We start from the raw sequence: 23,615 nt of genomic DNA, 5'->3' as shown, positions 1-23,615 counted from the left end.
CCCACGAATGTCCGCCCGGAAACGCGGTGTGCTCCAGGCCCGGTCCACCGCGGGCCGTTCGGCTTCCGGGTCACCTCGATGGGGAGGTTCCATGGTGAGACCCGCAGACCCGGCGCCGGTGGCGGTGCCCCGGCACTATCTGATGTGCAGACCCGCGTACTTCGCGGTGGACTACGCGATCAACCCCTGGATGGACCCCGCGGCCGGCGTCGACCGCGACCGCGCCATCCGGCAGTGGGAGGGGCTCCGTGATCTGTACCGGTCGCTCGGCCACCGGGTGAGCGAGATCGCGCCCATCGAGGGGCTGCCCGACATGGTCTTCGCCGCCAACGGCGCCCTGGTCGTGGACGGGCGGGTCTACGGGGCACGGTTCGCCAGCGCCGAGCGCACCCCCGAGGGGCCCGCCTACCTCGACTGGTTCCGCCAGGCCGGCTACGCCGAGACGCGGGAACCCAAGCACGTCAACGAGGGCGAGGGCGACTTCATCACCTTCGACGACGTCATCCTGGCCGCCACCGGGTTCCGCACCGAGGCCGCCGCCCACCAGGAGGCCGAGCGGCTCCTGCGGCGCCCGGTCGTCACCCTCCAACTGGTCGATCCGCGCTTCTACCACCTCGACACCGCGCTGTTCGCCCTGGCCGGGGACCGGGTCGCCTACTATCCGGGCGCCTTCTCCGAGGGCAGCCGCCGGGTGCTGCGCTCCCTGTATCCCGACGCGCTCCTGGCCACCGAGGAGGACGCGGCGGTGCTCGGCCTCAACGCGGTCTGCGACGGCCGCAACGTCGTCATCGCCGCCGAGGCCGTCGCGCTCGCCGACCGGCTCCGTGGACTCGGGTACACGGTCCACCCGGTCGAACTCGACGAACTCCGCAAGGCCGGAGGCGGCGCCAAGTGCTGCACGCTGGAACTGCGCCACCCGCGGGTCTGACGGCGACGGGCGGATGCCGCGGGTCCCCCGCGGCATCCGCCCCGCGACGTCCTCGGGAGGTGCCGCGCCGGTTGCCCTGGCGAGGGGCGAGGACCGACGGGCACCGCCCCGGGCCGGAGGTCAGGACAACGCGCTCATCACGTGCTTGACCCGGGTGTAGTCCTCCAGGCTGTAGGCGGACAGGTCCTTGCCGTAGCCGGAGCGCTTGAACCCACCGTGCGGCATCTCCGACAGCAGGTCGCCGTGGGTGTTCACCCACACCGCCCCGAAGTCCAACGCGGCGCAGACCCGCAGCGCCCGGGCGTGGTCACGGGTCCACACCGAGGACGCCAGACCCTGCTCGACCCCGTTGGCGAGTTCCACGCCCTCGGCCTCGTCGGCACAGCGCTGCACCGTCACCACGGGTCCGAACACCTCCTCCCGCACGATCTCGTCGTCGGCGCGCACCCCCGAGACCACCGTGGGGGCCAGGAAGAACCCCCGCTCACCCACCCGGTGACCACCGGTCTCCACACGGGCGTGGGCGGGCAGCCGGTCCAGCAGTCCGGTGACCCGGGCGAACTGATCGGCGTTGTTGAGCGGACCGAAGTCGCTCGTCTCGTCGGAGGGGCGGCCGGTGACCTGCGCGGCGGCCCGGCGGGTCAGTTCGGCCACGAAGGCGTCGTGCACCTCCTCCTGGACGATCACGCGGGTGGCGGCGGTGCAGTCCTGCCCCGCGTTGAGGTACCCGGCGGACACCACACCGGCGGCGGCCTCGACCACGTCGGCATCGTCGAAGACGAGCACCGGTGCGTTGCCGCCCAGTTCCAGGTGGACCCGCTTGAGATCGTCGGCGGCCGCCCGGGCGACCTGGGACCCGGCCCGGGTGGAACCGGTCACCGACACCAGGCGGGCGGCGGGGTGCTCCACCAGCGCCCGGCCGGTGTCGCGGTCGCCCACCACCGTGTTGACCACACCCGCGGGCAGCACCCGCGCGGCGATCTCGGCGAGCATCACCGTGGTGGTCGGTGTGCTCTCGGCGGGCTTGAGCACCACCGTGTTGCCGGCGGCCAGCGCCGGTCCGATCTTCCAGACCGCCATCATCAGCGGATAGTTCCACGGGGTGATGCCCACGCACACGCCCACCGGTTCACGGCGGATCCAGGAGGTGCGGTCCTCGGCGTACTCGGCGGACGCCTTGCCCTCCAGGTGTCGTGCGGATCCGGCGAAGAACCGCAGGGTGTCGACGCAGAAGGGGATCTCGTCGGACAGGACCGAGGCGCGGGGTTTGCCGGTCTCCCGGCATTCGGCGTCGGCGAACTCCTCGGCACGGCCGTCGAGGGCCTCGGCGAGTGCGAGCAGGGCGCCCTGGCGCGCGGCCGGCGTGGCCCCGCGCCAGGCGCGAAAGGCCCGGGCCGCGGAGCCCATGGCGGACTCCACCTCGGCCGGCCCGCAGATCCCGGCCCGCCCCGTCACCCGCTCGGTGACCGGGTCGACCAGGTCCAGGGTCGCACCGCCGGCGGGGTGCAGGGGCCCGCCGTCGACCAGGCTGTGCAGGGGAGGGTGGGTGCTCATGGTGCTCCTTCGCTCGATGTCGTCGATGGCGGTCGGCGCGTCGTGGTGAGCGGCGCCTCGTCGGTGGTCGTCCCTCGCGCCCGGTGCCCGGGCGGGTGTGGTCTCTCGGGGCCGTGCCCTGTGGGGGCCCGGACACCGGTGCCCCGGAGGGCCGGTGCCCGGCTCCGGAGAACGTTGGGGGCGCACGCTCGCCGGTGCGACGAGGAGTGGTGCGCCTCCGGACCACGCGTGCGATGTCGGCGGCGGGGCCGGGCGGCGGCTTACTCCCGGTCCGGCGTGCGCGGGGACCAGGGACGGTGATGGGGGCGCGGCGCCGGTGACGCGCGCCCCCGTGTGGTCGGTTCAGCCCAGGTGGGTGGGGGCGAACAGCCCCACGTGCATGGGCAGCACCACCACGCTCGGACCCGGCTCGGCCAGGGCCGACGCCAGGTCGGCGCCCACCCGCTCCGGTGACGTGAGCGTCGCCGGCACGCCGAAGGAGGCCGCCAGTGCCACGAAGTCGGGGCGGGTCAGTTCGGTGTGGGCGGCCTCCCCGAAGGAGTCCTGCATGTACGACCGCAGGATTCCGTAGCCTCCGTCGTCGACGATCAGCCAGGTCACGTCCAGGTCGTGCTGGCGCGCGGTGGCCAGTTCGGCGATCGAGTACATGGCTCCGCCGTCGCCGGACACCGCCAGCACCGGACCGCGGCCGGTCGCGGCGGCCCCCAGAGCGGCCGGGAAGCCGTATCCCAGACCACCCGACCCCTGGGCCGAGTGCATCGCCCCGCCGCGTGGGTCCCAGGCCGACCACGCCCAGTACGCCAACACCGTCATGTCCCAAAAGCTCGACGCCTCGTCCGGCAGCGCCTCGCGGATCTCGGCCAACACCGTCTGTTCGGTGTCCAGGTCCTGCGCGGACAGGCGCCGGGCCACCCGTGCCCCGACCTCGGCGACCTCGGCGACCACCGCCGGGTCCTCGGGGCGTCGCCGGACCCCCGCGGCCAGTTCGCGCAGCACCAGGGCCGCGTCGCCGTGGATCCCCAGCGCGGGCACGTTGGACTCCAGCTTGCCGAGGTCGGCCTCCACCTGCACCACCCGGCCCCGGGGCGCCATGGTGTGGTAGTTGCCGGACAGTTCGCCGAGCCCCGAGCCCACGACCAGCAGGACGTCGGCGTTCTCCAGGTACGCGGTGGTGTGCCGGTCCTCGATCCACGATCGCAACGACAGCGGATGGTCCCAGGGGAAGGCGTCCTTGCCGCCGAAGGTCGTGGCCACCGGCGCCTGCAACGCCTCGGCCAGCTCCACCAGCGCCGCGCGTCCGCCGGAGCGGCTCACACCACCCCCGGCCAACACGGCCGGTCGTCGCGCCCCGTCCAGCCAACGGGCCGCCTCCTCCACCGACTCCGCGCGCGGGGACAGCGGCCGGGGCTCGGCGGTCACGTCCCGCACGCGCGGCACCACCGTCGGCTCCAGCAGTACGTCCTGGGGGATCTCCACCAGCACCGGGCCCGCGGGCGCCGCGGCCGCGGTCCGCCACGCCTCGGCCACGGCGGAGGGGATCTGGGAGGCGTGCCGCACCGTGAACGTCGACTTGGTGACGTTGCCGAAGGACGCGGACTGCTCCGGCAGCTCGTGCAGGTAGCCGTGGCGGCCGCCCCCGAGCCCCGCCCGCGGTACCTGGCTGCTGATGACCAGCACCGGCGCGGAGGAGGCACGGGACTCCTGGAGCGAGGCCAACGTGAGCAGGGCACCGGGGCCGGTGGACACCAACAGCGGGGTGACCTCACCGGTCACCCGCGCGTGACCGTCCGCGGCGAAGGCCGCGTTGTTCTCCACCCGGCCCGAGACGAACCGCAGGCCGGGTGCGCGACGCAGCGCGTCGAACAACCCCAGCGCGTGCTGACCGGGGATGCCGAAACACACCCGGGCCCCCAACGCCGTCAGGGTCTCGGTGACCAGGTCGCCGCCGTTACGGGGCGTGCTCCCATCCATGTGCTCAGGCCCCCGTCGCGCGCTGGTGGTTCAGGGCCAGCAGGCTGACCAGGTCGTAGGCCACGTGTGAGGCGGCCGTGGAGGTGATCTGGGCGTGATCGTAGGCCGGCGCGACCTCCACCACGTCGGCGCCCACCAGGTTCAGATCGGTGAGCCCGCGCAGGATCTCCAACAGTTCGCGGCTCGTGATGCCGCCCGCCTCGGGGGTGCCGGTGCCCGGGGCGTGCGCCGGGTCGAGGACGTCGATGTCCACCGACACGTACAGCGGCCGGCCGCCGATGCGTTGACGCAGGGCGTCGGCGATCTCGTCCACGCCCTTGCGCAGCACGTCCGCCGCGGTGACGATGCCGAACCCGAAGCGACGGTCGTCCTCCAGGTCCCTCTTGCCGTACAGCGGACCGCGGGTCCCCACGTGCGCGATGGCCTCGGTGTCGAGGATGCCCTCCTCCACCGCACGCCGGAACGGGGTGCCGTGGGTGTAGGGCTCCCCGAAGTAGGTGTCCCAGGTGTCCAGGTGCGCGTCGAAGTGCAGCAGGGCGATCGGACCGTGCACGCGGTACAGCGACCGCAGCAGCGGGAGGGCGATGGTGTGGTCGCCGCCCAGGGTCACCAGTCGGGTGCCGGCCGAGACGAACCCGGAGGCGCCCTGATCCAGGGTCTCCACGGCGTCACCGATGGAGAAGGGGTTCACCGCGATGTCACCGCCGTCCACCACCTGCAGACGTTCGAACGGGGCCACGTCCAGGCCCGGGTGGTAGGGGCGCAGCAACCGGCTGGCCTCGCGGATGGCGGAGGGGCCGAACCGGGCCCCGGGCCGGTAGGACACCCCGGTGTCGAAGGGCACCCCGACCACGGCGATGTCGGCCCGCTCCACCTGGTCGACGCGGGGCAGACGGGCGAAGGTCGCCGGGCCCGCGAAACGCGGCACGAGGCTGGAGTCGATGGGTCCGATCGGTGCGTTCATGGGATCCGTTCCTGTGTCGTCGGTTCTGACGTCGGCGTCAGCGGTCCTGCTGCGAGGCGACGGCGCTCGTGGCGTCCGTGTCCTTCGCTGTGTCGGCGGTGTCGGTGTCCCGGCCGCGCAGTCGACGCTGCCAGACCTCCAGTACCGCCGGGTCGGTGGGCGGGGTCAGCAGGCTGACGACCACGTAGACCACCAGTGCGGTGCCCAGCCCCACGTAGATGGGTGCGTTGGCGAGCAGGCCGGTGAGGATCATCGTCACGATCACGGCCACGGAGCCGGCCAGCATCGAGGCCAGGGCGCCCGCGCGGGTGCCGCGCCGCCACACCAGCCCGCCGAGGATCGCGACGAGCAGACCGCCGACGAGGATGTTGTAGGCGAGGGTGAGCGCGGCGACCACGTTGTCCACGGCCAACGCCACACAGATGCTCGCCACGCCCAGGACCAGGGTGAACACGCGGTTGGACGCCACCTCGTCACCGTCGGCCGCGGCGCCCGTGTCCTTGGCGCCGAACAGGGCGCGGATCCGCGGCCACAGGTCCGTGGAGGTCACCGCCGAGCAGGCGATGAGGGCGCCACTGGCGGTGGACATCACCGCGGACAGCGCGGCGGCGATGACCAGACCGGCCACACCCACCGGCAGCGTGGCCTCCACCATGAGGGTGAAGGCGTCGTCCGGGTTGGCCAGGTCGGGGAACAGCACCGCGGCGGCGGTGCCGATGAGCGCGCCGCACACACCGTAGATCAGGCAGTAGACGCCCGCGCCGATCCCTCCGGCCCGGGCGACCCGGTCGTTGCGACCGGTGAAGACGCGCTGCCAGATGTCCTGGCCGATGAGCAGCCCCAGCGCGTAGATGACGAAGTAGGTGAGGATGGTCTGCCCACCGATCGCGGTGGGGTCGAAGTAGGAGGGGTCGAGTGAGGCGCGCATCCCGGAGAACCCGCCCGCCGACCACACGGCCACCGGGGTGAGGATGAGCAGCAGTCCGATCGTCTTGATGACGAACTGGGCCATGTCGGTCATCGTCACCGACCACATGCCGCCCATCGTGGAGTACAGCACCACGATGGAGCCGCCCAGGACGATCGCCACCACCCGCGGCAGCTCGAACAGTCCGCTGAAGATGGTGGAGAAGGCCAGGGTCGAGGGCACCGTCAGTACGAAGGTGTAGCCCCACATGACCAGAGCCGACACCACGCGGGAGTCGCCGCCGTAGCGCAGGTCCAGCATCTCGGAGACCGTGAAGACCCGCAGCCGCGAGATGCGCTTGGCGAAGAACAGGTGCAGGGCGAGGATGCCGGTGCCGATCGCCAGCACCAGCCACGCGCCGGAGACGCCGTAGGTGTAGCCCAGACCGATGCCGCCGACGGTGGAGGCACCGCCCAGGACGACCGCCGCCATGGTGCCCGCGTACATCAGCGGACCCAGACGACGACCGGCCACCAGGTAGTCGGACCTGCTCTTGGCGCGTCGCATGCCCCACCAGCCCAGGCCGATCATGCCCAGGAGATAGGCGGCGATCACCGCGATGTCGATGGGCATGACGCTCCTTCACGGGGAGTGGTGCGGGGGAGTGGACGGCGTGCGGGCGCAGCGGGAACCGCGGCGATGTTGACGCAGGTCACAGTGCTCCGGTCAGCGTAGGTAGTCGGTAGGCTCCACTCCAGTGGCCGAACCGCACTGTCGCGCTTCGGTTTTTGTGCGGATCGTCCAGCCGGGTCGGGGGGCGTTCTCGTGTACGTCATGTCCAGGACATGAGCGCGTACCACGGGGTGCGCGGTGAGGGAGGGGCCATGCCGGACCAGGGGACCAACGTCCACCACGTGCCGCTGAGCGTGGTGGCGGGCCGCCGCGACCTGGGTCTGATCACGGTCGTCGACGGGGGTGATCCCTCGATCACGTGGGCGGTCGCGAGCGAACTCGTCGAGGCCGCCGACTACCTGCGCGGTGGCGAACTCCTGCTCACCGCCGGGGTCAACCTGCCCACGACCACCGCCGAGGTCCGGGCCTACGTGGCCTCGCTGATCCGGGCCGGGGTGTGCGCCGTCGGCTTCGGGATGGCCCCGGTCCACGCCACGGTCCCCCCGCCCCTGATCGAACAGTGTCACGCGCAGGGCCTGCCACTGCTGGAGGTCCCCCCGAGCACACCCTTCGCCGCGGTCAGCCGTGCGGTGGGGGAGGAGCTGGAGGAACGCCACCTGCGCGACCTGCGCCGTCTGGGCGAGTCCCACCAGGCCCTGGCCCGCGCCGTCACCGCTCCCGCCCCCGTGGACCGGCTGCTCACCGTGCTGGCCGACGCCCTGGGTGCCTGGGCCGCCCTCGTCCCCGCCGAACCGGGCGCACCCGTGCGTCGCACCATCGGTGCGCCCACCGAACCGGCCCCCGAGGTCCGCGCGTTGGTCGCCAAGCTCACCGCTCCCACGGGGCCCCGCAGCGCCAAGGTCGCCGGTGGTCCCGACGAGGTCTTCCTGCACACGGTGGGGGCGCCCCCCGAGCACCAGGGCGTGGTCCTGGTCGGTCGCCCCCGCTCCCTGGCCATCACCGACCGGGCCGTCCTGCGCACGGCCACCGCCCTCCTCGAACTCCTGCTGCGCGCGCCCGGGGAGGAACCACCGGTCCCGGGTCTGCCGCTCACCGCCCTGCTACTGGACGGTGCCCTGAACCCGCGTGCGTTGGCGGCCCTGGCCGCGCTGGCCGACACCCGCGCCCCCGCGTCCGGGGACCTTCGCCCCCGGAGCGACGCCGACCCGGCGGTCGGGGACCCCGCGGACGGCGGGTACCGGGTCCTGCGGGCCGCGCCCCTGTCCCGGGGGCGTCGCACCGCCGCGGGGGCCCTGCCCCTGGGCACTCACGTGACCGACCTGGCCCCCGACACCGAGGGGTCCGAGACCGTCGTGCGCGCCGTCCTGGCCGACCGGGGCGAGCAGGCCCACCGGGAGCAGCTGGATCTGCTGCGGTCCCACGGGTGGATCGGTGCCCTGAGCGCGGTCACGGAACCGGAGGGGCTGCCCGAGGCCGACCGCGAGGCCGGCGCCCTGTTGGTGCGCGCCCGCACCGTGGGCGGCCCCCTGGCGGGGTCGGCCGACGGCGAACCCTTCGACGCCCTGCTGAACGCGCAGGCGGGCGGGCTGAGCCGCCGGGTCCTGGGACCGCTCGACGAGGACACCGCCACCGCCCGTACCCTGCGCACCACGCTGCACGCGTGGTTGGCCCGGCACGGTAGCTGGGACCGGGCCGCCGGCGACCTCGGGGTCCACCGCAACAGCGTCCGCTACCGCATCGGTCGGATCGAACGCGACCTCGGCGTGGACCTGGCCGATCCCGAGCGGCGCATGCGTCTGTGGTTCGCCCTCACACGCCGTGACGGCCGCCCCTGACCCGCACGTGCGAACTCAAGGGACGCCGCACCGGCCACTGCACGTGCTCGGGAGCGACCGAAACCTGCGGGCGCCGATCCGACCTGCGTGAACGCCCGACCTCCCGATCGCGCGCCATATGAGCGCCGTTGGCCGGATCCGGCCATTTTCGTGAACGTTTCGTCGGTCCGCTCGAATCTGGGGATGTTTCCCGAGGTGGTGGACACGGCGCGGGGCGACGGCGCCTTCCGGGCCGCCGTCCCCTCCGCCCACGGCGATCCGGAGAACAGGGTCGTCAGTGCACCGAACCGTGCCCCATGGGGCGACCGTGGGGCGCCGGAACAGGAAACGGAAGGACGATGTCGAAATGACCTCCGAAACAAGGGTCTCTCCCTGTTCTCTTGGTCCCGCCCGAGACGAACCAGGAAACTTGTGGACGCAGTAACGGAATCCCCGGCCCCACGGGGGCCGGTCGCACAGAAGGAGGAAGGGACCTGCCCACCCGCCGCGCCGCGGAGGCACGCCCCGATGAACCGCATGACGTTTCCTGCACTGGACACGGCGCTGCCCTCCGGGGTGGACGCGCGCGAGCACGCCGACCAGCTCCGCCGTGTCCACGACGCGCTGCTCTCGGGACGGCCCACGCCCGTGCCGCTGCGTCCGGTGATCGAGGACTCCTGGGAACGCATGCGGCGGTTCGGTATCGACCCCGACGGCGGACCCCCGCCGCGTATGGCGCGACTGGACGAACTCCAACGCCAACGCGACGCCTCGCCCCTCGCCGAGGTGCTGCCGCTGATCCGCCGGTCCCTGGTCTCGGTGGCCGACGAGGCCGACCACATCATGCTGGTCACCGACGCCACCGGACAGGTGCTCTGGCGGGAGGGGTCCCGCCGGATGCGCGCGATCGGCGACCGGGTCGGCCTGGTCGAGGGGTCCTACTGGAACGAGGGCAGCACCGGAACCAACGCCATCGGCACCGCACTGGTGGTGGGGCGTCCCGTGCAGGTCTATTCGGCCGAACACTACGTCCGGAGCCTGCACGCCCTCACCTGCGCCTGTGCGCCCGTGCACGACCCCCGGGACGGACGCCTGCTCGGCGCCATTGACGTGACCGGCCCCGTCTCCACCATCCATCCCTCGACCCTGGCCCTGGTCAGCGCGGTCGCCCAGCTGGCCCAGGCGCACCTCCAGGGTCTGCACCACACCCACCTGGAACGACTGCGCTCGGTGGCCGCACCCCTCCTGGCCGGGCTCACCCGCCCCGCCCTGGTCGTGGACGACGTGGGATGGACCGCCGCCGCCGTGCACATGGAACCGGTCCGTCGGGTGCTGCTGCCCAAGCACTGCGACGGAGGCACGGCGTGGATCCCGGCGCTGGGCGAGTGCGCCCTGGAACCCCTACCGGGCGGGTGGCTCATCCGTCCGCGCCCGGAGGAGACCCCCGGGGCCTCGTCGGTCACCCTGGACCTGTCCCGGCCGGGCACGTCCTCGGTGACCGTGGCCGGCCCCAGCGGTGAGTGGGTGCACAACCTCACCCCGCGCCACACCGAACTGCTGCTCCTGTTGGCGGTGCACCGGGCGGGGCGTTCGGGCGCGCAGCTGTCCGAGGACGTGTTCGGGTCCGGCGACCACGTGGTCACGGTGCGCGCGGAACTCTCCCGGATGCGGCGCAACCTCGGGGGAGTGATCGAGAGCCGCCCCTACCGTTTCACCGACGAGGTCACCGTGCGGGTGCACGGCCTCGACACGCTCCGGGACCTGTTGCCCGGGTCCCTGGCCCCCGGCGTGCGCGCCCTGCGGGACCGGACCAGGGCGGAGGCCCTGTTCGACCACCTCTAGGCGCCGACGAACTCGTCTCCACGCCTTCCGGCCTCCCTGTGAGAAAGGCGCCGGCGGGTACATGCTTCGCCCGATGGCGAAGTCCCGCACCGCCCACGACGACCACCAGGACGTGTGGAGACGGTGACCGTCACCGGGTGACCCGGACGCCACGAGCCCGGAATGACCGGTGCCGCTCGGCGACCGTCCCGCTGAGCGTTACCCCACGTCCACAGATCGGTGCCCGGGCCGTCCACGAGGACTCGCTCCTTGTACTCCTGACCGCCTGCCTCCTCATCCGCCACAAGCACCCGGCCGAGGATGGTGACGGCCGGTGAGACGAGCCGCGAGGGGTCACGGGGCGGCCCGGCGCCTCGGCCGCGTGCGCCCGGGCAGCAGCCCTGTCGGTCCTGCTGCGGTGCGCCGGAACCGCAGTGCGCCGTGACGCGGTCGAGGACGCGGACGAGGGCCGCCACGTCCCCTGACGGTAGGTCGCCGAAGCGCTTTCGGGCCAGGGCCGCCGATTCCGAACGCATGGTGTCCAGGCCATGCCGGACGGCTTCCCGGACGTGCGGATCGAGAGCGAGGACGTCCTCGCCTGCGACGATCGGATCGTCTTCCGGGTGCACTTCCCCGGCATCCACACCGGCCCGTTCCCGGGGACAGGAGGCCACGCGGCGCTCCGTGAGGCTGCGGAGTCGTGGGATGTGCCGCGTCGAGAGCGGCCTGATCGCGCAGGAATGGGTCGCCCCCGACATGCCGGCGCTCGTGCGTCAGATCTCCGAGGCGCCCTGGATCGTTGCGGGGAAAGGGGTGTCCTGGCCAAGGGGTGGAGGCCACCGAGGACCGTTGGAGCCGGTGTGCCCACCGGCCGATCGCGTCGGATCACCGCGTGCGACGCCACGATGCGCCGGCTCGGGCGGGCTCAGAGCCCTCCCCTCGTGGGCGCGGAGCGCCGCTCCGGCCGGAACCGGTGATGACCGTTTCGATCCGTTGCCTCAGCCGCCCGGGGAAGCCCTGGTCGTCCTCGTCCCGGCGGCTGGACACAGCGCCGTTCTCTCTCGCGAGAACATGCTCGTCGCGAGCGACCCGGTGTGCGTCGACCACGGCGTCCTTCGCCTCATCACCGGTGGCGCGTGCTCGTTCGGCGACCGCGTTCGTCTCGTCCGCCGCCGTTCGATCGCTCTCGGCGACGGTCTCGCAACCTGTTGCAACCGTTGCCGAGGTCGGGTGGATGGGATCAACTGGGAACGCGCGGCCCGCCCACCGGTGGTCGACCTCCGGGCAAGAGAGGGCACGGAGGACGTTCCACCGGTGCGGGGCGCGTCCGGGTCCCGCGTGCCTTGAGGGGGGTGACGGGGGACGAGGTCGGACGCGTCGAGGGGAGTGCCCCACGTGAGGTTCGGGGGAATCCTCCGGGGGCGAAGCGCGTGCGATGCGGTACGGCCCGAGCCGTCGCTTCATGCTCAGGGCCGTGCCGCCATCGCCGTGCCCTCACTCCGTGTCCGCGGGGGAGGCCGCGTCGTCACCGGCGAGCTCGTCCGGCTCCGTGGCCTCGGGTGACTCCGGGTCCTGGGGCTCGCACCGGATGCAGTCCATCGCGAACAGCTCCTCGCCGTCCACCGATCCGGTGAACCGGCCGGGCAGACCGTCCTCGCCCTCGTCGCGCGCCGCCAGGGCCTCGGCCGACGGGCGCCCCTCGAAGCGCAGCGTGGCACCGTCCCGATCCTGTCCGGAGCAGACCACCTCCAGGCTGCCGGCGAGGACCTCCTCGTCGCCCTCGGCGTTCTCCCCGTCGGCGGTGACCGTGTCCGACTCCTCCGCCGAGGGGGCCGTCGAGGACGGCCCGGTCTCGTCCGGCTCGGCCGGGGCGGCCGGGCTCGTGCAGGTGAGTGTGCCCTCCACGGGGTGTCCGTTACGGGCGAAGGCGCGCTCGGCCCCCGGTCGCACGAGGGACGCCGACAGGGCGTCGGCGGCCCGGGCCAGCTCCGCGTCGGTCGCCTCGATCTCCTGCACCGTGGGTCCGGAGGCCGCGCACGAGGTCAGCGCGCCGCACAGCAGCAGCGTCGCGGAGACGGTGACGGTGGTCGAACGGACTCCCATGGGCTCCTCCGGGTTCGGTCGGCGCGCCCGTTCCGGGACGCGCTGTGCCATCGCACCAATGTCTTAGAAGTCCATGAAGTCGATCTTGTCCGACTCGGGTGCGAGGGGTGAAAAGTGCGTCATGTTCTGGTCATCCACGTGTGAGTCGAGCGGTGCGCCCGGGTACCTTCTCGGTCACCGAGGGCGACGCCCGGGCCGGTCGCATGTGCCCCAGGGCACACGAAAACCCTGTTGGGGGTGGGCACACGACCACTGGGCTACACTCGGGACATTTCCCGAACCGTGTTCCACGGTTCACGACCCGACCGACTCACCGAACACCACCCGCGGCGCGGCCGCACCGGTGGCCTCGCGTGAACCAGGGGGATCGGCTCGGCGTCGAACCAGGAGTCAACGAAGATCTCCCGGTTCGCACCGGCAGACCCCACCAGAGCGTCCTTCCTTCGGAGGTGGACCGTGTCCGCTGACCACCGAGAGCAGCAGCCCGGGCAACAGGGCTCGCGTATCGACCCGCACGTCGGCCGTTACGCACACCGAGCACAGGGCATGGTCGCATCGGAGGTCCGGGCACTCTTCGCCGTCGCGTCCCGTCCCGAGATCGTCTCGCTGGCGGGCGGTATGCCCAACGTCGCCGCCCTGCCGCTCGAACAGATCGGTGACCTGGTCAAGGACGTCGTCTCCGAGGAGGGCGCCGCCGCGCTCCAATACGGGTCCGCCCAAGGCGATCCCGTCCTGCGCGAGCAGATCTGCGAGTACATGACCCTGGAGGGCATCCAGTCGGTCCCCGACGACGTCATCGTCACCGTCGGCTCCCAACAGGCCCTGGACCTCATCACCCGGGTCTTCGTCGACCCCGGAGACGTGGTCCTGACCGAGGCGCCCACCTACGTCACCGCGATCAACACCTTCGCGGCCTTCCAGGCCGACATCCGACACGTGGGCATGGACGACCAGGGCGTCGACCCCGACCAGCTCGACCACGCCCTCACCCACGCCGCCGCGTCCGGCCACACCGTCAAGTTCTTCTACACGATCCCCAACTTCCAGAACCCCGGCGGCATCACGATGTCCGCCGAGCGGCGCTCGCGCGTGATGGAGATCTGCCGACGCCACGACGTCCTGGTGGTCGAGGACAACCCCTACGGCCTGCTCCGCTACGACGGTGAACCGCAGCCCACCCTGTACTCGCAGGGCGAGGGCAACGTGATCTACCTGGGGTCGCTGTCCAAGACGCTCTCGCCGGGCCTGCGCATCGGCTGGGCACTGGCGCCGTCCGCCGTGCGCGCCAAGCTCGTCCTGGCCGCGGAGTCGGCCATGCTCAGCCACTCCACGTTCAACCAGCTCGTGGTCCGCCGCTACCTCGACACCTTCCCGTGGCGCGAGCAGATCAAGGCGTTCAACAGCATGTACAGCGAACGCCGCGACGCCCTGCTCGGGGCGCTCACCGCGATGATGCCGGACGGCTGTACCTGGACCCGGCCCGAGGGCGGGTTCTTCGTCTGGGCCACCCTGCCCGAGGGCATCGACGCCAAGGCCATGCTGCCACGCGCGGTCAACCACCGTGTCGCCTACGTGCCCGGCACCGGCTTCTTCGCCGACGACCGCGGCCGTGACAGCATGCGACTGAGCTTCTGCTACCCCACCCCGGAACAGATCCGGGAGGGCGTGCGCAGGCTCGTCGGGGCCATCGAGGGCGAGCTGGACCTGCGCGACATGTTCGGCCCGTCCCGGCCCACGCTCACCGAAGGCAGCCAGGCCCCCACCCCTGACCTGCCCTGATCACCCCCAAGGGGTACCAGCACCATGACCGCAGCACAGAAGGAGGTCCGCGCCGTGGCCGACCTTGACCGGGTTCTCGTCCTCGCCGGAGGTCTGTCGCCCGAACACGAGGTGAGCGTCCAATCCGGCCGCAGCGTCGCCGAGGCCCTGCGCCGACTCGACGTCGAGGTTCAGGTCGCCGACGTCGACTCCGGCCTTCTCCAGCGCCTGGCCGACGACCCGCCGCAGGTGGTCTTCCCCGTCCTGCACGGGGCCGCGGGGGAGGACGGTGCGATCCGCGAGGTCCTGGAACTGGTCGGCGCGCCCTACGTGGGCGCCCGCCCCGACGCCTGCCGCCTGGCCTACACCAAGCCCGCCGCCAAGGCCCTGCTGGCCGAGCGCGGCGTGCGGGTGCCGCGCGGTGCCACCCTGCCCAAGTCCGCCTTCCACGACCTGGGCGCCCCGGCGCTGCTGGACCGGCTCGCCCACCGGCTCGGACTGCCGCTGTTCGTCAAGCCCGACCGTGGCGGCTCCGCCTTCGGGGCCACACCGGTGGCCTCGGTCAAGGACCTGTCCACCGCCCTGATGTCGTGCTTCGCCTACAGCGACTCCGCGCTCGTCGAGGAACAGGTCCAGGGCACCGAACTGGCCGTGGGCGTCCTGGACACCGGTGACGGGCCCGTCGCCCTGCCGCCGGTCGAGATCGTCCCCGACGGCGGAGTGTACGACTACGCCGCCCGCTACACGGCCGGACGCACCGAGTTCTTCTGCCCCGCGCGTCTGGACCCGGACACCGTCCGGGCCGCCACCGAGGTGGCCCTGACCGCGCACCGCACCCTGGGTCTGCGCGACCTGTCCCGCACCGACCTCATCGTCGCACCCGACGGGGAGGTCATCTTCCTGGAGACCAACGTCGCCCCCGGCCTGACCGAGACGTCGACGTTCCCGATGGCGGCGGCCGCCGCCGGGCTGGACTTCGCCGTGGTCTGCCGGGAACTCGCCCACCAGGCGTACACACGCGGCTGATCGCGACCTCGGCACCCTCGGCACCCTCGGCCCCCGCGCGTCCCCGCGCGGGGGCCGAACCCGTCCCGGTCAACGGGCCGTCGACAACTCCTCGGGGACGGCCACCACGTCCACCAGCGCCCCGCGGCGCAGAACGGTGACGGGCATCCGTGTGCCCACCGCGTCGCCCAACATGAGGCGTTGCAGCGCCTGCCCGTTCTCGATCGGTCGCCCGGCGACGGACAGGATCACGTCACCGAGATAGATCCCGGCCACACCCGCGGGGCTGCCCGGCACGACCTCGATCACGCGCAGGCCCTGACGTCGTCCGGTGCTCTCGGCCGTCGCCGGCGGGAGCGGCACCGGTGCGCCCGCCACCCCCAGCCACGCTCGTCGCACCCGGCCCCGGGAGACCAGGTCACCGATGATGCGCCGCGTGGTGGGGTTGATCGGTACGGCCAGGCCCAGCCCGTACCCGGCCACGGCCGTGTTGACGCCGACCACCCGACCCCGGGAGTCGGCCAGGGCCCCACCCGAACTGCCGGGGTTGAGGGCCGCGTCGGTCTGGATGACGTCGTCGATCAGGCGTGTGTGGCGCCCTTCCCGGGCCGGCAGGGAGCGACCCAGACCGGACACGATCCCCGCGGTCACCGAGCCCGACAACCCCAGCGGGTTGCCCAGGGCCACCACCAGTTGTCCCGTGCGCAGCACGTCCGCGTCGCCCAACTCCGCCGGGGGAGCGGTGGCCCGGTCGGCGCGGAGCACGGCCAGGTCCGAGAGAGGGTCGGAGCCCACCACCCGGACCGGGGTCTCGACTCCGTCGTCGGAGGTGGCCGTGCCCGTGGTCATCCCCTGCACGACGTGGGCGCTCGTCAGGAGAAGCCCGTCCGGGGTGAAGACGACACCCGAACCGGCGCCGGTACCGCGCGCGCCGCGCAGGGACAGGGCGGCCACGCTCGGCAGCACCCGTTCCGCGACGGCCGTCACGACCCGGCTGTAGGAGTCCATCGCCTCGTGTTCCGCTGCGTCGTGTTCAGCGTCCATATGGTGCACAACACCCTCATGGCGCCGACGATGCCGGAACGGGGCTCCGCCCACGGTGAACACATCCGCCCCGGGCCGCCGGGCGGGCCGCCTCGCCACGGCGGCCCGGGGCGGCCCGGGGCCGTTCGGTGGGGGCCGGATCACCGGCCGGTGATCCCCAGAACCGTCTCGACGACATCACGCACCGTGCCCTGGAGCAAGGGGACCTTGTACCCCGTGGCGGGCAGCGGCGAGCACAGGTCGGCCAGGTCGGACAGCGCCTCGGTCACCCGGACGGGGAGGTCCCGACCGGGCTCCGCACCCACCAACGTCTCCGCGAGGGCTTCCAGCCGCAGCGGGGTGCGGGCCACACCGCCCACCGCCACCGCGGCCCGTTCCACCGGCCCCCGGCCACCGTCCGCGCACTCCACCCGGACCACGGCCTCCACCAGGGGCCACTCCGCGCGGGAGCGCCCGGTCGCCCGTCGGTAGGCGGCCCGTTCACCCGCCACCGGCACCGGCAACTCCACGGCGGTCATCAGGGACCGTGCGTCCAGGACGTGGTCGCGGGTGGGGTCGGTGCCGTCGTAGAGGTCCGCCACGGGCAGGGCGGTGGCGGACGCACGCTCCAGGTGCGCCGTCGCCTCGTAGACCAGGAACGCCATCGCCAACGACGAGGGGTGCGGCGCCGCGCACGGACCCTGGTCCACGACCACGCCGCGCAGGTGGTCGCCGGTCCGGGCCGGACACGTGTCCCCGCCGGTCTGGAAACAGTCGAAGGCCGGGTTGCGCAGATAGGCGCAGCGGTTGCGCTGCAACAGGTTGCCGCCCACGGTGGCGACCCCGCGCACCTGGGGGGTGGCCAACGCCCGTGCCGTGGCCGCCAAGGCCGGATAGGCCGTCGCCAGCCGAGGGTCGGCGGCCACCGTGGCGACCGTGGTCATCGCCCCCACCCGGGCCGAACCGTCCGCGTTCCAGGTGACGCCGTCGAGCCCGGGCACGTCCAACAGGTCGACGAGGGGACCCGGAGCGATCACCCCGGTCTCCAGACAGGCGGACAGGTCGGTGCCGCCGGCGCGCGCACGCACGCCCTCCCGGGCCAGGTCCGCCGTCACCTCGGCCACACTCGTGGGTCGGGTCACGGTCATCGTGCTCCTCCGATCAGTCGGTCCGGACGCAGGGGAAGGTCGTGGTGACGGTGTCCGGTGGCGTCGAAGACGGCGTTTCCCAGCGCGGCCGCCACCCCCACGGCCGACACCTCGCCGAGCCCGATCCCGCCGCCGGGCACGTGCTCGAACCCCTTCTGGTGGAAGTACACCTCGGTCTCGGGGACGTCGCCCATGCCGGGCAACCGGTACTCCTCCAGGTCGTCGGAGAGCACCACCCCGGTGGCCACGTCGTCACGGCGCTCCTCGAACAGTGCGTACCCCACCCCCTGGACGACGGCGCCCTCGCACTGGTTGCGGGCCGTGCGTTCGTTGTAGATGCGCCCGGCGGCGATCCCCGCCCAACAACGCGTGGGGCGCACCCTGCCCAGCAGGGTGTCCACCTCCACCTCCATCACGTGCACGGCACCGCCCAAGCCGCGTCCCGCGGCCAAGTCCCCGGCCGTGTCGGGGGTGAGCCGCCCCCAGCGGTCCCGGCCTCGTTCGCCCACCACCCGCAGCCCCTCGGCCCCGGACAGGGCCTCCTTGAAGACCTGTTCGGGGACGGGGCCCGACTCCGGCACGTCGGGGGAACGTTCGCGCAGGGCCGCGCGCAGACGGTCCGCGGCGTCCACCGCGGCGGGGCCCATGGACGTGGTGGTGCGGCTGCCGGTGGACCCCGTCCCGTGCACCGCGGAGCCGTGCCCGATCTCCACGGACAGGTCCTCGGCCCGGATCCCCAGCCGGTCGGCGACCGCGTCGCCCAACACCGTACGGATACCGGTGCCGATGTCCTGGGTGCCCGAACGCACCACCAGCCCACCGTTGCGGACCGTCAGTTCCACGCGGGCCAGCGGCCCCACCAAGTAGGGCCAACCGGCCGCGGCCAGGCCCACACCGAGACGGAACCGGCCGGTGCGCGCACCGCGCGGGCGGTCGCGCCACAGCGGCAGTTCCGCCACCCGCTCGTACAGCGCGCGGCGTTTGGGGTTGCCGTCCCAGCGCCGACGCAACGACAACGGATCCTCGCCCAGGCGCAGGGCCATCGTGTCCACGGCCTGTTCCAGCGCCCACGCCATCGGCGGGCCGCCCGGGCCGCGCATGGGCTGGCCCGGAGGTCGGTGGGTGACCAGATCGAAGTCGCGCACACGCCGTGGGGAACGCCCGTACATCAGGGCGGCGAGCGTGGCCACGTTGGAACCGACCGACACCCCGCCGTCGCCCTCGGAGTCCACGGCCAGGGCCCGCAGTTCGCCGTCGTCGCCGGCCAGCAGGGCCACACGGGTGCGGTTCCCGGGGCGATACCCCGCGTCCACGAGCTCCTCGGACCGTTCCAGCGACACCCGTACCGGTGCGCCGACCAGCCGGGAGAGTTCCACCGCGGCCACGGCGTCCGGCGAGACGGAGTTCTTGGCGCCGAACGCTCCCCCCACGTACTCGGCCACGACGTGCACGCGTTCCCGGGGCAGCCCCCAACGCTCGGCGACCTTGTCGGTCAGCATGCTCACCGACTGGGTGGACAGGTACAGGTGCAGATGGCCGTCCTCCCAGAAGGCCACGCTCGCGTGCGGTTCCAGTGGCGTGTGCACCTGGGCGACGGTGGTGTACTCCTCGGCCACCAGCAGGGGGTCGTCGCGGCGCCGGGCCGCGCGCAACCGCGACACGGCCGTGGCCGTACGCCAGCCCACCACCGCGGGTCCGCGCACGTTGCCGTTCCACGAGGTCCTGAGGGAGGGCGCCTCTCCGTAGCCGGGCGCCGCGGCGCGCTGCGCCTTGGTCTCGTACACCAGTGGGGCGTCCGGCCGGCGGGCGGCCTCGGCGGTGGTCACCGCAGGCAGGGGGTCCAGTTCCACCCGTACCGCCGCGGCCAGCCTCCGTGCCTCGGCCCGGTCGGGCGCGGCCACCGCAGCGATCGCCTGGCCCACGTAGCGCACCGTGCGGTCCTCGCCCAGCAGGTCAACCAGGGGTGCCTCCTCGCCGTCGGGGGTGGTGGCGGGGTGCACCCGGACCACGCGGGCGTGCGGCTCGGTGGAACGCACGATCACCCCGGTCCAGGTCCCGGGCAGGGCCTGATCGTCGGTGAACCGCGCGCGACCGGTCACCTTGTCCGGGGCGTCGGAGCGCGGCGGCGCCCGGAGCGGGTCGTCGTCGAATTCCCCGAGGCAGGCCGAGGCGACGGCGGAGAAGATCCCTTCGTAGGCCCCGCACCGGCACAGGTGTCCGGCCAGGGCGTCGGCGATCGTGTCCCGGTCGGGGGCGACGTCGCCGTGTGCGGTCCGCCAGGTGTCCACGAACACCGACGCCTCCACCACGAATCCGGGGGTGCAGTAGCCGCACTGGAGGGCGTCGTGCGCCGCGAAGGCGCGCTGGACGGGGTGGGTGCCGCCCAACCCCTCCACCGTGGTGGTCGAGCGTTGCGTCAAGTGGGTCGCGGGCAGCAGGCACGAGGCGGTGGGGGTTCCGTCCACCAGGATCGTGCAGGCACCGCACACGCCCGAACCACAGGCGATCTTGGTGCCGGTGAGTCCGAGTCGGTCGCGCAGATGCTCGGCCGCGTTGAGCTCGGGGTCGTCGGGATCGGAAGCGGGGGCTCCGTTGACGCGGGTGTCCATGGGCGGCCTCCCGGGCAGACGAAAGTTGACATTGACAACTTAGGGCGCGGTCGCGCCGGGTGTCAAAGCTCCCACGCGTGGTGTCTGTCGGGTGGTGCGCCGTGTCTCGCCAGGGGTCGGTTGTTACCAGCGGGTTTGTTCACATGTTCATTGCGTGACTCCTGTGACGTGCCTTACTCTGTGTCGGTCTCCATATTCCGTAATGAGGAATACGGATTCCATTAACCCCCGTCCCCTCAGAGGAGGGTCTCCATGGCCGTCGCCACGGACGCCGACTCGTCCGATCGTCCCCGCCCCCGCTTCTACCGGTCGCTGTTCTTCCAAGTGATCGTCGCGGTCGTCATCGGTGTGCTGATCGGGCACTTGTGGCCATCCATAGGAGAGGCCCTGCGCCCGCTGGGAGACGGCTTCATCCGTCTGATCAAGATGCTGATCGCGCCGCTCATCTTCTGTGTGATCGTGACCGGTATCGCCAAGGTCGGTGACCTGAGCGCCGTGGGCCGGATCGGGATCAAGGCGCTGATCTACTTCCAGGTCGTCACGGCGTTCGCGCTGGTGTACGGCATGGTCGTCGCCAACGTCCTCAAGCCCGGTGTGGGCTTCGAGGTCGACCCCGCCGACCTCGACACCTCCGCCCTGGACGAGGTCACGCAGGGCGAGGAGCTCCCGGGCATCGCACAGTTCTTCCTCGACGTGATCCCCGAGAGCGTCGTGGGCGCCTTCGCTGAGAACTCGCTCCTGCAGGTCCTGTTCTTCGCGGTGTTCGTCGCCCTGGCCCTGTCCAAGATGGGGGAGCGGGGGCAGCCCGTCCTCGACCTCATCGAGCGGTTCACCGAGGTCATCTTCACCTGCATCGGCTGGATCATGCGCGTGGCGCCCCTCGGGGCCTTCGGAGCGATGGCCTTCGTCATCGGTGCCTACGGGCTGTCCTCGCTCGGCAGCTTCGGCATGCTCATCATCGCCTGTTACTCGGCCGCCGCCGTCTTCCTGCTCGTCCTGGCGCTCATCGCCCGGGTCCTGGCGGGGGTCAACCTCTGGAAGTTCCTGCGTTACACCAAGGAGGAGTTCATCCTGGCCATCGGCGCGGCCTCCTCCGAGGCCGTGATGCCGCGCATCATGCAAAAGCTCACCAACGCCGGCTGCTCCAAGGCGACCACCGGCCTGGTCGTGCCGACCGGCTACTCGTTCAACCTCGACGGCGCCGCCATCTACCTCCCCATCGCCGCGCTCTTCCTCGCCCAGGCCTTCGGGACCGACCTCGGATTGGGCGACCAGCTGATGATGGTGCTCATCCTCTTGCTGACCAGCAAGGGAATGGCCGGTGTGCCCGGTTCGGCCTTCCTCGCGCTGTCGGCGACCGCCACCGCGCTCGGGGCCTTCCCCGCCGCCGGTGTGGCGCTGCTCCTGGGCGCGGACCGCCTCATGGACACGATGCGCGTCTCGATCAACCTGCTCGGCAACTGCGTGGCCACGTTCGTGATCGCCCGGTGGGAGGGCCAACTCGACACCGAACGCATGCGCGCGGTCCTCGACGGACGCCGACCCCCGGAGGAATCCGAGGACGACACGGAGTCCACGCCGGTCGCCTCCGGCGGAGAGGACGACGAGCGACGGTCCTCGGAGGAGGGCGCGGAGACGCTCTCCCCGGCCGTGGGGACCGCCGAGCACGGGTCGACCGACGCGGAACGACACCGCGACGGATGACCATGGTCGGGGCCCCGCCCCGACATGACCGTGGCCGGGCCCGAGGGCCCGGCCACGGTGGCCGGTGGGGTCACAGGCCCAGAGCGTGCATGGCGAAGTGGAAGGCGAACACCGCGCTCAGGATCCACATGAGCGCACCGACCTCACGGATACGGCCCTGTGCGGACCTGATGACCGTGTGCGCGATGATGCCGATCCCGATCCCACTGGCGATGTCGTAGGCGAAGGGCATCATCGCGATGGTGAGGAACGCGGGGATGGCCACCGCGACGTCGTTCCAGGCGATCTGCCCCACGTGCATCATCATCATGGCGCCCACCAGCACCATCGCCACGGAGGCGGCCTCGGCCGGCACCATGCCGAACACCGGGGCGAAGAAGATCGCGCTGAGGAAGAACAGGCCCGTGACCACGCTGGCCAGTCCGGTCCGCGCCCCCTCGCTCACCCCCGCGGTGGACTCCACGAACACCAGCGTCGCCGAGGAACTGGTCAGTCCGCCGGTCACGGCACCGGCACCGTCGGTGACGAGGATCTGGTTGATCCGCGGCATCTGCCCCTGGGCGTCGGCGATGTCGGCCTTGGTGCCGATCGCCAGGATGGTGCCCAGGGCGTCGAAGAAACCGGCCAGCACCAGCGTGAAGAGGATGACCCCCGCGGTCGTCGGCCCCGCCGAGGTCCAGGCGCCGAACAGGTCCACCTGGAACAGGAGCCCGAAGTCGGGCACCGCCAGCGGGCTCGCGGGGAGCTCCGGGACGCCTCCGCCCCACGCCTCGGCGTCCAGACGCAGGGCGTGGTGCAGCACGACGGCGAGCACGGTGGCGCCGATGATCCCGTAGAAGATCGCCCCGGAGACGTTGCGCGCCAACAGCACCGAGGCCAGGACCAGTCCGGCCACGAACACCAGGATCGGCCACCCGTTCAGGTGGCCGCCGCCACCCGTGGCGCCGATCTGGAGCAGACCGCCGCCCTCACCCGCGCTGACGAACCCGGCGTTGGTCAGGCCGATCAACGACACGAACAGGCCGATGCCCACACCGATGGCGAGCTTGAGGTCGTGGGGGAGCGCGTTCATCACCGCGGTGCGCACCCCGGTGACGACCATGAGGATGATGGCCACACCCTGCCACACGACCAGGCCCATCACCTCGGGCCAGGCCATCACCGGCGCCGCCTGGTAGGCGACCACCGCCATCACGCCCAGCGCCGCCGCGCAGGCGATCGGCGCGCGTCCCACCACGCCCATCATGATGGTGACCAGCCCGGCGGCCAGGGCGGTCATGGTGGTCAGTTGGGCGGCCGAGAGCTGGTCGCCGTTCACGTCGGTGACCCCGCTGAGGATGATCGGGTTCAGGACGATGATGTAGGCCATCGCCATGAACGTCGTCAGCCCGCCGCGGACCTCACGGCCGTAGGTGGATCCTCGTTCGCTCACGAGGAAGAAGCGGTCGAGCCAGGATCGATCCGTCGTGGAGCGTCGCTCGGAGCGCGCTCCGGAGTCGTCGAGTCGGGTCATGTCCCCTCCTGGAGGGAGATGAGCACGGCGGAGCCGTGTGCAGGGGGTTGGCTACTCCGTGTAGCCGACTGTGGGTACGGCGGAACCACGTCGTCCCGCCGGCCACCCGCCCCGGTGCCGAGGGCGTCGGCGATGTCGGCCTTGGTGCCGATCGCCAGGA

The 23,615-nt window shown here is 72.3% G+C and carries 15 protein-coding genes and 1 pseudogene; 7 read left to right on the top strand and 9 right to left on the bottom strand.

Features of this window, described 5'->3' with window-relative positions; all coding sequences use genetic code 11:
* The first annotated feature begins 91 nt into the window (after positions 1 to 91).
* Positions 92 to 928, top strand: coding sequence for a dimethylargininase (gene ddaH, locus DSY14_RS11785; RefSeq protein ID WP_211716550.1), 837 nt, complete (start codon positions 92 to 94; stop codon positions 926 to 928).
* A 120-nt stretch (positions 929 to 1,048) separates the two neighbouring features.
* On the opposite strand, the gene DSY14_RS11780 is transcribed toward ddaH, so the two are convergent.
* From DSY14_RS11780 to DSY14_RS11765, 4 genes are all read right to left on the bottom strand, one after another.
* A complete protein-coding gene (locus DSY14_RS11780) occupies positions 1,049 to 2,482 on the bottom strand; it encodes an aminobutyraldehyde dehydrogenase (RefSeq protein WP_211716549.1) in 1,434 nt (477 codons plus the stop codon).
* 342 nt (positions 2,483 to 2,824) lie between these two features.
* Entirely contained in the window at positions 2,825 to 4,453 is a 1,629-nt protein-coding gene (locus DSY14_RS11775; protein ID WP_211716548.1) for a thiamine pyrophosphate-binding protein, read from the bottom strand.
* A 4-nt stretch (positions 4,454 to 4,457) separates the two neighbouring features.
* Positions 4,458 to 5,417: an agmatinase gene (speB, locus tag DSY14_RS11770; RefSeq protein WP_211716547.1), complete on the bottom strand. Its 960-nt coding sequence runs from the start codon at positions 5,415 to 5,417 to the stop codon at positions 4,458 to 4,460.
* 37 nt (positions 5,418 to 5,454) lie between these two features.
* Positions 5,455 to 6,957: a sodium:solute symporter gene (locus tag DSY14_RS11765; protein WP_211716546.1), complete on the bottom strand. Its 1,503-nt coding sequence runs from the start codon at positions 6,955 to 6,957 to the stop codon at positions 5,455 to 5,457.
* Positions 6,958 to 7,208: 251 nt separating this feature from the next.
* Between DSY14_RS11765 and DSY14_RS11760 the strand changes: the two genes are divergently transcribed.
* The 3 genes and pseudogenes from DSY14_RS11760 to DSY14_RS29605 all read left to right on the top strand — a co-directional run.
* Entirely contained in the window at positions 7,209 to 8,792 is a 1,584-nt protein-coding gene (locus DSY14_RS11760) for a PucR family transcriptional regulator ligand-binding domain-containing protein (RefSeq protein WP_211716561.1), read from the top strand.
* A 516-nt stretch (positions 8,793 to 9,308) separates the two neighbouring features.
* Complete coding sequence (locus tag DSY14_RS11755; RefSeq protein ID WP_211716545.1) at positions 9,309 to 10,613, top strand: GAF domain-containing protein; 1,305 nt, start codon at positions 9,309 to 9,311, stop codon at positions 10,611 to 10,613.
* A 509-nt stretch (positions 10,614 to 11,122) separates the two neighbouring features.
* Positions 11,123 to 11,569 (top strand): annotated as a pseudogene (locus tag DSY14_RS29605) (hypothetical protein); the annotation flags it as partial.
* A gap of 517 nt (positions 11,570 to 12,086) precedes the next feature.
* Here DSY14_RS29605 and DSY14_RS11750 read toward each other — a convergent pair.
* The gene (locus DSY14_RS11750; RefSeq protein WP_249187729.1) at positions 12,087 to 12,746 is read right to left on the bottom strand and encodes a hypothetical protein; all 660 of its coding nucleotides are present in this window, start codon (positions 12,744 to 12,746) and stop codon (positions 12,087 to 12,089) included.
* A gap of 405 nt (positions 12,747 to 13,151) precedes the next feature.
* Here DSY14_RS11750 and DSY14_RS11745 point away from each other — a divergent pair, with 405 nt between their 5' ends.
* Together DSY14_RS11745 and DSY14_RS11740 are read left to right on the top strand one after the other, a co-directional pair.
* The gene (locus DSY14_RS11745) at positions 13,152 to 14,474 is read left to right on the top strand and encodes a PLP-dependent aminotransferase family protein (RefSeq protein WP_374224004.1); all 1,323 of its coding nucleotides are present in this window, start codon (positions 13,152 to 13,154) and stop codon (positions 14,472 to 14,474) included.
* 54 nt (positions 14,475 to 14,528) lie between these two features.
* A complete protein-coding gene (locus DSY14_RS11740; RefSeq protein WP_211716558.1) occupies positions 14,529 to 15,479 on the top strand; it encodes a D-alanine--D-alanine ligase in 951 nt (316 codons plus the stop codon).
* A 69-nt stretch (positions 15,480 to 15,548) separates the two neighbouring features.
* Here DSY14_RS11740 and DSY14_RS11735 read toward each other — a convergent pair whose 3' ends face one another.
* From DSY14_RS11735 to DSY14_RS11725, 3 genes are all read right to left on the bottom strand, one after another.
* Positions 15,549 to 16,502, bottom strand: coding sequence for a S1C family serine protease (locus DSY14_RS11735; RefSeq protein WP_211716544.1), 954 nt, complete (start codon positions 16,500 to 16,502; stop codon positions 15,549 to 15,551).
* A gap of 140 nt (positions 16,503 to 16,642) precedes the next feature.
* Entirely contained in the window at positions 16,643 to 17,629 is a 987-nt protein-coding gene (locus DSY14_RS11730) for a xanthine dehydrogenase family protein subunit M (RefSeq protein ID WP_211716543.1), read from the bottom strand.
* Entirely contained in the window at positions 17,626 to 20,238 is a 2,613-nt protein-coding gene (locus tag DSY14_RS11725) for a molybdopterin-dependent oxidoreductase (protein ID WP_211716542.1), read from the bottom strand. Before DSY14_RS11725 ends, DSY14_RS11730 begins: the two co-directional genes overlap by 4 nt.
* Positions 20,239 to 20,490: 252 nt before the next feature.
* Between DSY14_RS11725 and dctA the strand changes: the two genes are divergently transcribed.
* A complete protein-coding gene (dctA, locus tag DSY14_RS11720) occupies positions 20,491 to 21,942 on the top strand; it encodes a C4-dicarboxylate transporter DctA (RefSeq protein WP_249187727.1) in 1,452 nt (483 codons plus the stop codon).
* 70 nt (positions 21,943 to 22,012) lie between these two features.
* Here the strand turns inward: dctA and DSY14_RS11715 are convergent, their stop codons facing one another.
* Positions 22,013 to 23,455, bottom strand: coding sequence for an NCS2 family permease (locus tag DSY14_RS11715; RefSeq protein ID WP_211716541.1), 1,443 nt, complete (start codon positions 23,453 to 23,455; stop codon positions 22,013 to 22,015).
* Between the last annotated feature and the right edge of the window lie 160 nt (positions 23,456 to 23,615).

It is taken from the genome of Nocardiopsis sp. MG754419, from assembly GCF_018207095.1.
Taxonomy (GTDB): domain Bacteria; phylum Actinomycetota; class Actinomycetes; order Streptosporangiales; family Streptosporangiaceae; genus Nocardiopsis.
Note: the sequence above shows the minus strand (reverse complement) of the source record. Positions and strands in the feature narration are given on the sequence as shown.